Genomic DNA, 12385 nt, shown 5'->3' on the forward strand with positions numbered 1-12385 from the left:
AGCCGGGGGAAGTGGGGGCGATGTGGGCGATGGAGGCTACGGGGGACGCGACGCCTGCGCGGGCGGGGTTTGCGAGGGTGGCGGGGGCCCCGGGCGTAGCGGGGGAGCCGGGGGAAGTGGGAGCGATGTGGGCGATGGAGGCTACGGGGGACGCGACGCCTGCGCGGGCGGGGTTTGCGAGGGTGGCGGGGGCCCCGGGCGTAGCGGGAGAGCCGGGGGAAGTGGGGGCGATGTGGGCGATGGAGGCTACGGGGGACGCGACGCCTGCGCGGGCGGGGTTTGCGAGGGTGGCGGGGGCCCCGGGCGCCACGGTGTATCTGGGGGCGATGTGAGCCGTGGAGGCGCTGGGGTCGGCGACCGCACGGGCTGCGGGGCCTGCGGGGCCTGCGAGGGCCGCGGTTACGGCGGCTGCGGGGGCCTCGACGGCGGTGGGGATGACGGCGGCGGCTGCGAGGATGGAGGGGATCCCGCGGGATCCTCGGGGTACGGCGACCGCCGACGCGCCGACGCGCTCATGGCCGCCATCACCGGCGAACCGCTGCCGGAGGCGGCCCGCCGGGACCCCGCCTTCCTCGCCGAGCACCGGGCAGCCGAGGCCGACCTGGCGGTGCTCAGAGAGCAACTGGGCTTCCTGGCACAGGCGTTGACCGGTGAGGCCGCCGGTGACTCCGATGCCGCCACCGGTTCCGACGGCTCCGGCGCCCCCCGTGTCCCACGGCGCCCGAACCGTTCCCGACACCCGGCACGCCCCCCTCGCCCGAACCGCCCGCCGCGTCCCGGCCGTCCCTCCGGGCGCCGCCGTACGCTGCGCGTCGCGGTCGGCGCCCTCGCCGGTGCGGCGGCCTTCGCGGCGGTCGCCGGGTTCGGCTGGCTGGTGACGCACGGCGCCGGCGCGGCCGACAGCGGGCCGAGCGCGACGTCCGCCGGCAAGGACGCGCCGGTCCGCGGGGAGGACAGCGGCCGGCCGGCCGATCCGGCACGCGAACTCGCCTGTTCCCGGCTGGTGGTGGAGGGGACGGTGGCGGGCGTGCGGCCGCAGGCGTCGTCCTCGTGGAGCCGGGTGACGCTCACCGTGACCCGGTCCTACAAGCCCGCCCACGGGCCGGCCGAGGTCACCTTCCTGCTGGACGCCGGTGCGCGGCCGGCCCCGCGCACGGGACAGCACGTGCTCGTCACGGTCGGCGCGGGCGAGCGGAACGCGACCCTGTGGGCCGTGGGCGACGCCCGCGTCGCCGTCGACCGGGCGTGGATCACCGAGGCGCTGGCCGCGTCCGGGCGCACCACGTGCGACGAGCGGTGAGCCCCGTTCTCACCCTCGTCCCCACCGGCGGCGGCGCGCTCAGGCCTCCTTCGAGCGCGCGTAGTGGCGGGACGCCTTCGCCCGGTTGCCGCAGGCGGCCATCGAGCACCAGCGGCGGGTGCCGTTGCGTGAGGTGTCGTAGAAGTGCAGGACGCAGCCGCCCCCGGCGCAGACGCGGATCCGCTCCGGGGCGCGGGTGAGCAGTTCCAGGTAGTTCCGGGCGGCGAGCCAGGCCGGGCCCCAGGCGGGGTCGGCGAACTCCGGCTCCTCGGCGGGGCCCTCGGCGGTCAGCCGGGCCCGGATCCGCCCGTGGTCCAGTACGGCGTCCAGGAGCGGCGCGGCCCGCTCCGGTGCCCCGTCGACCGCCGCCCTCAGCGCCTCGCGCGCCTCGCGCAGGTGGTCCAGCACCTCGGGGTTCGCCGCGTGGCTCCCGGCCAGCCCGTTGCTCGCGAGCCACACCGCCAGCCCATCGGTGCCCTCGAGCAGGTCCTGTATCTCGCCCTCCCGGTTCCAGCGGGTGTTGAGCAGGTCGAGGGCGAGGGGCTCGCCGGTGAGCGGGCGGGGGTCGCGGGCGACGGGCATCGGACACTCCTTCTCGTCTAACCCCTCAAGAGTACGTGACCGGTTGACGACTCTGCCTCTAACCCTCTAACGTCAAGTACAACAGTTAGACATCCCGCGGCATCCCGAAAGGACAGCCATGGCTCCGCGCCTCGCGCACACCGGCCTGAACGTCACCGACCTCGACCGTTCCCTCGCTCTCTACCGCGACCTCCTCGGCTTCGCCGTGCTCGCCGAGGGCAAGGAGGACCACCAGCGCTGGGCGATGCTGGGGGAGGCCGGCGGCCCCCCGCTCGTCACCCTCTGGCAGCAGGCGCGAGGGTCGTACGACAGCGGCCGGCCCGGACTGCACCACCTCGCCCTGAGCGTCGACTCCCTCGACGAGGTCCGCGCCCACGAGTCCGCGCTGCGGGCCGCCGGGATCGACTTCGCCCACGACGGCGTGGTCGCCCACCGCGAGGGCGGCACCTCGGGCGGCATCTTCTTCCACGACCCGGACGGCATCCGGGTGGAGATCGCCGCGCCCCTCGGCGACGAGACCGCCCCGGCTCCCCACGAGTCCGCTCCGACCTGCGGTTTCTTCTAGTCATGAGCGCTTATCACGCGGGCTCGCTCGCCGTGCAGGAGCTGATGGGACTCCGCGACCGCGCCGAGCACGTCGGCCGCTCCCTCGGCCAGGACATCAAGCCGGTCGCGGCGGCCTTCCTGGAACTGCAGCCCCTGCTCGTCGTCGGTGCGGCGGACCCGGCGACGGGCCGGGTGTGGGCGTCGGCGCTGACGGGGGCGCCGGGCTTCGTCCGGGCGACCGGGCCCCGGCGGATGTCCGTGGCCGGGGACGGCGGACACGCCCCGGATCCGCTCACCGGCGCGCTGCGCACCCCCGACACCCCCGTAGGCACCATCGCCCTGGATCCCCGCACCCGCCGCCGTATGCGCCTCAACGGCCGGCTGCGCCCCACGGCGCGGGGCTTCGCCGTCGAGGCCGATCAGGTCTTCTCCAACTGCCCCAAGCACATCCAGCGCAGGCACGCCTACGAGACGGTCGCCGGCCGTACGCCGTCGCCCCCGCGACGGATGACCGAACTCGGCTCGGTGCAGCGGGAGTTCATCCGCGCCGCCGACACCTTCTTCCTCGCCACCGTGCACCCCGGCGGGGCCGACGTCAGCCACCGCGGCGGCAACCCCGGCTTCGTCCAGGTCACCTCGCCGCACGGACTCGCCTGGCCCGACTACGCCGGCAACGCCATGTTCCTGACGCTCGGCAACCTGCGCACCGACCCCCGCGCCGGGCTGCTCTTCCTCGACTGGGCCACGGGCGACACCCTGCAGCTCACCGGCGAGGCGCGCGCCGAGTTCACGGCCGACGGCGGGCGTACCGTCCGCTTCGTCCCCGAGGAGATCCTGTGGACCCCGGCCGCCCTCCCGCTGCGCTGGTCGGCTCCCGAGTATTCCCCGGCGAATCCGGACATCGCGCGCTAACGTCCGCGCATGCGAAGGAAATTGAGGGTGGCGGCCTACGCCGTGTGCGTCCGCGACGGACAGCTCCTGCTCGCCCGCTCGCCGGGGCCGGACGGCACTCAGGAGTGGGTGCTGCCCGGCGGCGGCATGGAGCACGGCGAGGACCCGTACGACACCGTCCGCCGCGAGGTCGCCGAGGAGACCGGCTACCGCATCCGGGTCACCGATCTCCTCGGCGTCGACTCCCTCCGCCTGGTCGGCCACCCGCGCGTCGGCCGCCGCACGGACCACCACGGGCTGCGGATCGTCTACGCGGGCGAGATCACCGGCGGCGAACTGCGCTACGAGATCGGCGGGTCCACCGACTTCGCCGCCTGGCAGCCGCTGGACGCCGTACCCGGACTGAACCGCGTCCCCCTCGTCGACACCGCCCTGACGCTGTGGCGTGAACGGCCCTCCCACGGGCGCCCGGAGCGGGCCGCGCGGCCCGGCGGACACCCCGGCCGGTGAACACGGCGTGACGGGCGCACGGCGGCCCGCGCCCCTTGCCGGCCGCCGCGTGGCCCAGCCCCGCCCCGTGGTCCCCGTACGTCGATCGGCGCCGCGCGTTGCCGGCGCGTTCACGCCTCGGTCGTTCCCGCCGCCAAGCATCCACCGCGAGCGGGGCGTCCGCGCCTGCGACGGCCCGCGACCACTGCCGACGCGTTCGCGCCCCGGGAGATCGCGCCATGTCGCGCACACGCTCTGCCGTCACCTCCGCGCTGGGGGCCGGGCGCCGTACCGTCCTCGCCGCCGCCGGAGCGGCCTCGCTCCGCGCCGGAATCGGCTACGCCACGCGCCCCACCGGCAGCGAGGCCGCCACCGGCGTCCCCGGCGAGGTGCCGGCGTCTACCGGAGCCTCGGCGACAGCCCCGGCCGGCCGCGCGTCGTGCGCGAGGAACCGGCCGCGGCCCACTTCGGCCGCGCGCCGCCGCACGGCACTCACCGCATGCGGAGACCGGCCTCGCCGCCCTCTACCGCGATCCGGCCTGCGACGCCCCCGGCGCGAGCACGACCCTCGGCGGCGCCGCGGCGGACCGTGACAGTCGAGCTGGTGCTGAAGAAGGGCTGAAAACCACCCAACTGGCCTACCGGCAAGCAACCTTCGCGCATCCGGCACCGGTTTCTCACCCCGACCGCACCGTTCATCACAGGTTGGGGGAAGACATGCGCGTACGCACGACCCTGGGCGCGACTCTCGTGGGCGCCACCGCCCTGCTCGTCTCGGCGGCCCTGGCGGCCCCGGCCGTGGCGGCACCGCCGGCGGGCGGCGGGCACGGCGCCACCCGCGAAGCCGTCGAGGCGGCGGTCGCGGCCGGGGTCCCCGGGGTGACCGCCACCGCCCGGGACGCCCACGGCACCTGGTCCGCCACGGCGGGTGTCGGCGACCTGCGCACCGGGAAGCCGCGCTCCGCCGCCGACCGCTACCGCGTCGGCAGCATCACCAAGACCTTCGTCTCCACCGTCCTGCTCCAACTGGAGGCCGAGGGGCGGCTGTCGCTCGACGACAGCGTGGAGAAGTGGCTGCCGGGCGTCGTCCACGGCAACGGCAACGACGGCCGCCGCATCACCGTCCGCCAACTGCTGAACCACACCAGCGGCGTCTACAGCTACACCGCCGACGCGGACTTCGGCCGCGCCTACTTCACCAAGGACGGCTTCGACCGGCACCGCTACGACACGCTCACCCCGCAGCAGCTGGTGGCCATCGCGATGCGGCACCGGCCGGACTTCGCGCCGGGCACGTCCTGGAACTACTCCAACACCAACTACGTCCTGGCCGGCATGGTGATCGAGAAGGTGACCGGACACTCCTACGCCGAGGAGATCACCCGCCGGGTCGTCGGGCCCCTGCGCCTGACGGGCACCTCGCTGCCCGGCACCCGGGTGACCGTCCCGCGGCCGAGCAGCCGCGCCTACTCGAAATTCACCGATCCCCGGGGTGCGGTGTACGACGTCACGGCCCTGAACCCGTCCGTCGCCTCCGCCGCCGGAGAAATGATCTCGAATTCCGCGGACCTCGACCGCTTCTACGCCGCGCTGCTCGGCGGAAAACTCCTTCCGGCGCGGCAGCTCAAGGAAATGAAGACCACGGTGGACACCCGGATCGCGCCCCATGTCCGCTACGGCCTCGGTCTCATGGACACCACGCTGACCTGCGGAGTCCACGTCTGGGGCCATGACGGCGGCATTCACGGCTCCGCGTCGACGGCGGTGACGACGGCCGACGGCAGGCATGCGCTCGCCTTCAATTTCAACGGCGACTGGGCCGGCGACGCGAGCAAGATCGTAGAGGGGGAATTCTGTTAGCCGTCGTTTCATCCATGTCATTGCGTGTTAACCAGGACGCAATGTCCGTACCGCCTCATATCGGCTAACCCGCTGTTCACGGGGATGGCTCGATCTTCGCGATCGTCGAATGCAAGGCGGGTGGTCGTGTGCGCGCTTCGCACGGACTGCGTGTGCTGTCGGTCTACGAGGGCTTCTTCTCCGGAGGGGCCCGGATCGTGCACAGTGACGTCGTACGGGGACTGGCCGAGGGCGGCCAGTCCCACCAGGTGCTCAGCATCCATGGCGAGGTCCGCCGCGAGGCCACCCGGCAGCGCATGGAGGACGACGCCTGCTACCGCTCCCTGACGGCCGCCGGGATCGGTGTGACCTCGCTGGGGCGCAGCGCGGGCCTGGTGGACGGCTCCGTCGCGGCGTCGGTTTTCAGCGGGCCCGAGCTGGCCGAAACGGCACGGTCGATGGCCGGCGCGGACGTGATCCTCTCCCTGAAGGAGCAACCGCTGGCGCTGCTGAACCAGGCCGGCCTGCCCCGCCGCCCGGTCGTGGTCTGCCTGCACCGCTCCGACCCGGAGAACCAGGGCCCCGCGCTGGACGAGCTGAAGGCCGCCATCGCCGACGGCACGGTGGCGGCGTGCGTGTGCTGCGCCGAGTCGACGCGGGCGGCCTACGAGGCGGCGGGCGTCCCGGCCGCGCTGCTCCACGTCATCCCCAACGGCGTCGACCTGCTCCGCTTCCGCCCGGACCCGGCCGCCCGGCTCGCCTTCCGGGAGTCCCTGGGGATCGGTGCCACGGACCCGGTGATCGTCTTCGCGGCCCGCTACGCCCCGATGAAGAACGTCCCGCTCCTCCTCGCCGCCGCCCGCACCTGGCTGGCCCGTGAGGGCCGCGGGCACGTGGTGCTGTGCGGGGCCGGGATGACGGACACCAACCCCGCCCTGCGGGCCGACATCGAGGCGGCCTTCGGGCCGGACCGGCAGCTCGCCGACCGGGTGCGCCCGCTCGGCGTCCGGCACGACATGGAGACGGTGTACGCCGGGGCCGACGCCGTCGCCCTGACCTCCGTCTCCGGCGAGGCGGCCCCGCTGTGCCTGATCGAGGGCATGATGTGCGGCGCGGTCCCGGTGACCACCGACGTCGGCGACAGCGCGTCGATCGTCGACGGGCTCGGCTTCGTCACCCCGCCGGACCCGGCCGCGATCGCCCTCGCCTGGAGCGCCGCGGTCGCGTCCCGCGCGGAGCTGGGGGTAGCCCTGGAGCTGAGCCGGGAGCGGTTCAGCCGGACGAGGATGATCGCGGCGTACGCCATGCTGCTGGACGAGGTGTACGCCTCACACGTCGGCGCCGGCGTCGGCGGGCAGCGGGTCGCGGCACCCCTCGCCCTCCAGGACGGCCTCGGCGTCGGCCTCGATCCGCATCGCGGGGCTGCGGGCGAAGAGGCACCGGACGAGCTGTAGCCGCGCCCGGCTGCCGATGCCCCGGCCGCGGACGTCGGGCCGGCGGCACGACCGCCGACAGCGCGACCCCGATCCCGACGCCGGTGAGCACGAACCGGCCGGCCTGCATGCCGTGCCGCGAGGCCAGTGCGTGGACGAGCGCGGCGGCCGCGAGTCCGCCGGCCACGGACACGGCGGGCAGGGCGCCCGGGGCCCGCGCCAGGCCGGCGGCGAGCGCGAGCACGGTGTCGGCCGCGGCGCCGTCCCCGATGCCGATCACGTCCGGCGAGCGAACCCGACCGGCCCGGCACCCGAGGCGACGACCAGCCGGCCGTCGTTCCGGCCGCGCGGCGCGCCCAGCGCCCCGCCGCGCCGCCGGGGATCGGCGAAGCCGTACCGCTGGAAAGGGCTCCGCCGCACCCTCGGCCGGGGCGCGGGCGCCTCAGGAGGCCCGGTCCAGAGCCGGGAGGTAGCCGTGGGCCTGGCCCGGGGCGGTCGGGTGGTAGGACTCGGTGAGCGCGAGCGGCTCCACGCTGTGCAGCCAGGGGCTGGGGGAGCAGATCTCGTGGCCGGTGAAGAGGGCCCTGACGTCGGCGAAGGCGAACCGGTGGGCGGCGGCGCGCCGGGCGATCACGGTGTCGAGGTGGTCGACGGCCTCGTTGATCGCGGCGCGTGAACCGTTCTCCAGGCCGACCCGGCAGCCGCCTTTCAGCTGGTAGAGGTGCGGATAGCCGAGCACCACCACGCGGGCGGCGGGGGCCCGTTCCCTGATGGCCGTGTAGAGCCGGTCCAGGCTGCGCGGCAGCGAGCCGTCCATGGTGGAGCGTGCCTGTGCGACGGCGGCCAGACAGCCGGTGGTGCCACCGAGCGCGCAGATCGTCATGACCCCGCTGAAGCCGGCGTCACTGCCCCCGACGGTGAGGGTGACCAGCCTGGTACGGGGGCCGAGCGGGGCGAGCTGGCCGGTCAGGACGTCGCCGGCGCGGGCGCCGTTGCACGCGGGGAAGGCGAAGGACGGCAGGTGGTGGGCCGTCGCCCACAGGGCGGGGTAGGCGTGGTCGCTGCGCTTGCAGTCCGGGCGGCCGGGCAGGTAGTCGCCGGAGCCGACGCCGGAGGAGTAGGAGTCGCCGAGGGCTACGTAGCCCACGGCCGCGCCCGTGGGCGCCTCCTGTGCCGTGGCGGGGGTGACGAGGCAGGCCGTGGCCAGTACGAAGGCGGACGAGCACACGGCCATCCGGGTGTGTCGCATACGTCCCGGTGTAGCGCGGCCGGACCGCCGCCGCCCGCTCACCTCCGCCACCCGAGTGAACACGCACCGTCACCCCGCTTCGTCCGCCGCACCGCGCGCACGCGCCCGCCACTACCGCGGGAGCACCACGACATACGCGGCCGGGTCCCGGTCGACCGACGCCATCAGGGCCGTACGGACCACCGCCGCCTGCTGCTCCAGCGACTCCCGGAGCTTCTTCGGGGTGACGTGGACGACCGTGATCCCGAGGCGTTCCAGGTGCTCGCGCTTGCGGGCGTACTCCGACCACAGCGCGTCCTCGTCCTGGCGGGGCGCCCTCGTGTCCAGCTCCACCGCCACCGCCTGGTCGGGCCAGTACGCGTCCACGCCGCCGAGGTGGGGACCGCCGGGCAGCCTCAGGTCGACGTTCCAGACCGGGTCGGGCAGGCCGTACTGGCTGACCATCCGGTACAGCCGGTCCTCGGCGATCGAGCGGCCCTCGGCCAGCAGGGAGTCCACGGCGTTCACCACATGGGGCAGGTTCAGCAGCTTGGCCTGGGTCAACTCCCGGACGACGGAGGCCGGTTCGCAGTGCCCGCCGCGCACCGCCTCCGTCAGCAGCCGCCGTACCGCCTGCCCGTCGGTCAGCTCCGCGACCGCGTCCGCCAGCGCCCGGGGCACCGGCGCCACCGGCAGGCCGGTCACCGTGCGGGGCGTGGGCAGCGCCGGGGTACGCCGGATGCGGACGTAGCCCGTGGAGCGCAGTCGGCGCCGACGGGGGACCAGGACGTCGATGCGGTCCAGGGAGGGCAGCGGCGGGGTGGCCGCGAAGCCGTGCAGGGTGAGGGCCGCCAGGCCCGTGATCACCGCCTCGGCGTAGGCCGGGCGGCGGGCGTGCCGTGCCGTCGGCTGGGCCGGGACGCCCGGCGCGCAGGACTCGCGGGCCGCGTACAGCAGGGCCCCGTGCAGCCGCTCCTCGCTCGTCGGCGGGCCGGGGTGGAGCAGGACCACGTTCGGCAGCAGCTGCTGCCAGGGGCCGCCACGGCGGCAGTGCTCGGCCAGCTCGGACGGTGTCACACCGTGGGAGCGGAGCTGGGTCACCGTCAGGACGCGGCGGCCGGTCTCGGCCAGAGCGTGGAGGGGACGGGGGGAGAGCGGGGTGTTGTGCGTCATGGCGTCGGGATTCCCCGGCCCTGTCCCACGCTTAACCGCTGTTACACGGCCGTCGATGAATGCGGACAAGCCGGGACTAAAGGTCAGGTGTTCGGATGCCGAGAAGGCAGCGAAAACCCCTGGTCCGCACGGGTGCGGACCAGGGGTTACGGGGTTGTTCGCCCGGATTTCGTAACGGTCACCGAGGCGGGTAGCTCAGGCCAAAGCTCAGGCTTCCGCCGCCGCGTCGCACGCCTGCGCCCGCAGCGCCCGCGCCAGGTCGTCCCGCGCCTCCAGGACGAGCCGGCGCAGCGCCGGCGCCGCGTCCCGGTGCGCCTCCAGCCACGCGTCCGTCGCCTCCAGCGTCTCCGGCCGGTCCTGCAGCGCCGGGAACAGACCCCGTACGACGTCCATGCCGATCTGGATCGACCGCTCGCGCCACACCCGCTCGATCGCCGCGAAGTACTTCTCGGCGTACGGCGCGGTCAGCTCGCGCTGCGAGGCCTGGTCGAAGCCCGCGATCGTCGCCTCCACCAGCGCGTTCGACAGCGCGTCGGACTCCACGACCTGCGCCCACGCCTGCGCCTTGACCGCCGCCGAGGGGCGGGCCGCGAGGCAGCGGACCTGGTGGCGCTTGCCCGAGGCGGTGTCGTCCCGGGCCAGCTCCGCCGCCAGCGCCGACTCGTCGACCACCCCGTGCGCCGCCATCGGTTCCAGGAACGCCCAGCGCAGCTCCTGGTCCACCTCCAGACCCGGCAGCGTCACCGATCCGTCCAGCAGCGAGGTCAGCAGCTCGAACGCGGCCGGTACGTCGGCCACGCGCGCGAAGAACCGCGCCCACGCCAGCTGGTGCTCGCTGCCCGGCGCGGCGGCGTACAGCTCGGTTGAGGCCGTCTGGCACAGCTCCCGCCCGGCCTCCTCGCGCCGCTCGGCCGCGGTGTAGTGCACCGCCGCCGACTCCGCCCACGTGTGCAGCATCTGCAGCACACCGATGTCGGACTCCCGGCCCGCGAACGCCCGCACCAGCGCGATGAAGTCCCGCGCCGGCAGCAGCGCGTCCCGCGTCATGTTCCACAGCGCCGACCAGCACAGCGCCCGCGCCAGCGGATCCGTCAACTCGCCCAGGTGCGCGCGCAGGGTGTCCAGCGAGGTCGCGTCGAAGCGGATCTTGCAGTACGTCAGGTCGTCGTCGTTGACCAGCACCAGCTCCGGAGCCTCGGCGCCCGCCAGCTCCGCCACCACCGTGCGCGGACCCGCCACGTCCGTCTCCACGCGCGCGTACCGCGCGAGGTCCCCCTCGGGCGTACGGCGGTACAGGCCCACCGCGATCCGGTGCGGGCGCTCCTGCGGGTGCGCCTCGGGTGCCTCCTGCACGATCGCCAGCTCCGCGATCCGGCCGCCCTCGGGGTCCAGCAGCACCTGAGGGGTCAGCGAGTTGACCCCGGCCGTCTGCAGCCAGGAGCGCGCCCACGCCGACATGTCCCGCCCGCTGGTCTCGCCCAGCACCGACAGCAGGTCGGTCAGGCGCGTGTTGCCGTACGCGTGCCGCTTGAAGTAGCGGCGGGCGCCCTCCAGGAAGGCGTCCTGGCCGACGTACGCCGCCAGCTGCTTGAGCACCGAGGCGCCCTTGGCGTAGGTGATGCCGTCGAAGTTCAGCTTGGCGTCCTCCAGGTCACGGATGTCCGCCGTGATCGGGTGCGTGGACGGCAGCTGGTCCGCGCGGTACGCCCACGCCTTGCGGCGGTTGGCGAAGGTGGTCCAGGCGTCCGTGAAGCGGGTCGCGCCCACGCATCCGAACGTGCCCATGAAGTCCGCGAAGGACTCCTTCAGCCACAGGTCGTCCCACCACTCCATGGTGACCAGGTCGCCGAACCACATGTGCGCCATCTCGTGCAGGATGACGTTGGCCCGCGCCTCGTACGACGCCCGCGTCACCTTCCCGCGGAAGACGTACTCCTCGCGGAAGGTCACCAGACCGGGGTTCTCCATCGCGCCCAGGTTGTACTCCGGCACGAAGGCCTGGTCGTACTTGCCGAACGGGTACGGGTAGTCGAAGTGGTCGTGGAAGAAGTCCAGGCCTTGCTTGGTGACGAGGAAGACGTCGTCGGCGTCGAAGTGCGGGGCGAGCCCCTTGCGGCACATCGCGCCGAGCGCGATCTCCAGCTTCGTGCCGTCGTCGAAGGTGCGGGTGTAGGAGTCGGTCACGTAGTGGTACGGCCCCGCCACCACGCACGTGATGTACGTCGGGATCGGCTTGGTCTCGGCGAACCGCCAGACGCCGTCGGCCAGTTCGCCCGCGCCGTTGCTCCACACCGTCCAGCCCTCGGGGGCCCGGACCTCGAAGCGGTACGGCGCCTTCAGGTCGGGCTGCTCGAAGTTCGCGAAGACCCGGCGCGCGTCGGCCGGCTCGTACTGGGTGTAGAGGTAGACCTCGCCGTCCTCGGGGTCGACGAAGCGGTGCAGGCCCTCGCCGGTGCGGGAGTAGGCGCACCGGGCGTCCACCACCAGCTCGTTCTCCGCGGCCAGGTCCTCCAGCGCGATCCGGGAGCCGTCGAAGACCTGGCCCGGGTCCAGGTCCCGCCCGTTGAGCGACACCGACGTCACGCTCGGCGCGATCAGGTCGGCGAAGCTCGCGGCGCCCGGCTCGTTGCAGCGGAAGCGGATGGTGGTCACCGAGCGGAACGTGCGCGGCGCCCCGGCCCCGGAGTCACCGTCGCCCACGGCGGACCTCAGGTCCAGGGACACGTCGTACCCGTCGACCGACAGCAGGGCGGCCCGCTCCCGGGCCTCGTCGCGGGACAGATTCTCACCGGGCACGGGCACTCCCTCGTGTTCGCGTGTATGGCGGCTGAACAGGACCGATCCTGCCATGTGCCCCTGACGGCAGGCAGCGGGGAATCCCTACGGCACGAGTGTCGTTGACCC

10 protein-coding genes and 1 pseudogene are annotated in these 12385 nt (G+C 74.1%); 6 read left to right on the forward strand and 5 right to left on the reverse strand.

The genetic code is table 11. The features are described 5' to 3' along the window. The first annotated feature begins 514 nt into the window (after positions 1 to 514). On the forward strand, positions 515 to 1300 hold the full coding sequence (locus ACZ60X_RS39470) for a hypothetical protein (RefSeq protein ID WP_469609649.1): 786 nt from the start codon (positions 515 to 517) through the stop codon (positions 1298 to 1300). Positions 1301 to 1339: 39 nt separating this feature from the next. On the opposite strand, the gene ACZ60X_RS39475 is transcribed toward ACZ60X_RS39470, so the two are convergent. Next, a complete protein-coding gene (locus tag ACZ60X_RS39475) occupies positions 1340 to 1882 on the reverse strand; it encodes a CGNR zinc finger domain-containing protein (protein ID WP_469609653.1) in 543 nt (180 codons plus the stop codon). Positions 1883 to 2000: 118 nt separating this feature from the next. On the opposite strand from ACZ60X_RS39475, the gene ACZ60X_RS39480 reads away from it, so the two are divergent. The 5 genes from ACZ60X_RS39480 (at position 2001) to ACZ60X_RS39500 (ending at position 7101) form a co-directional block, all read left to right on the forward strand. Beyond that, positions 2001 to 2447: a VOC family protein gene (locus ACZ60X_RS39480; protein WP_469609655.1), complete on the forward strand. Its 447-nt coding sequence runs from the start codon at positions 2001 to 2003 to the stop codon at positions 2445 to 2447. A gap of 2 nt (positions 2448 to 2449) precedes the next feature. Beyond that, positions 2450 to 3340, forward strand: coding sequence for a pyridoxamine 5'-phosphate oxidase family protein (locus ACZ60X_RS39485; protein ID WP_469609657.1), 891 nt, complete (start codon positions 2450 to 2452; stop codon positions 3338 to 3340). A gap of 9 nt (positions 3341 to 3349) precedes the next feature. Further along, positions 3350 to 3829, forward strand: a complete 480-nt coding sequence (locus ACZ60X_RS39490) for an NUDIX hydrolase (protein WP_469609660.1) — start codon at positions 3350 to 3352, stop codon at positions 3827 to 3829. 696 nt (positions 3830 to 4525) lie between these two features. Continuing rightward, positions 4526 to 5668: a serine hydrolase domain-containing protein gene (locus ACZ60X_RS39495; protein WP_469609663.1), complete on the forward strand. Its 1143-nt coding sequence runs from the start codon at positions 4526 to 4528 to the stop codon at positions 5666 to 5668. A 152-nt stretch (positions 5669 to 5820) separates the two neighbouring features. Next, positions 5821 to 7101, forward strand: coding sequence for a glycosyltransferase (locus ACZ60X_RS39500; protein ID WP_469609808.1), 1281 nt, complete (start codon positions 5821 to 5823; stop codon positions 7099 to 7101). A gap of 61 nt (positions 7102 to 7162) precedes the next feature. On the opposite strand, the pseudogene ACZ60X_RS39505 reads toward ACZ60X_RS39500, so the two are convergent. The 4 genes and pseudogenes from ACZ60X_RS39505 to pepN all read right to left on the reverse strand — a co-directional run. Then, a pseudogene (locus ACZ60X_RS39505) lies at positions 7163 to 7360 on the reverse strand (iron ABC transporter permease); the annotation flags it as partial. Positions 7361 to 7522: 162 nt separating this feature from the next. Continuing rightward, positions 7523 to 8329 (reverse strand): SGNH/GDSL hydrolase family protein, encoded by an 807-nt coding sequence (locus ACZ60X_RS39510; protein ID WP_469609666.1) that lies wholly within the window; start codon positions 8327 to 8329, stop codon positions 7523 to 7525. Between the two features lie 111 nt (positions 8330 to 8440). Then, entirely contained in the window at positions 8441 to 9481 is a 1041-nt protein-coding gene (locus ACZ60X_RS39515) for a hypothetical protein (RefSeq protein ID WP_469609669.1), read from the reverse strand. A 207-nt stretch (positions 9482 to 9688) separates the two neighbouring features. Beyond that, positions 9689 to 12277 carry an aminopeptidase N gene (gene pepN / locus ACZ60X_RS39520; protein WP_469609672.1) on the reverse strand — a complete coding sequence of 863 codons (2589 nt, stop codon included), beginning with the start codon at positions 12275 to 12277 and terminating at the stop codon, positions 9689 to 9691. Between the last annotated feature and the right edge of the window lie 108 nt (positions 12278 to 12385).

It is taken from the genome of Streptomyces sp. NPDC104106, assembly GCF_055584345.1.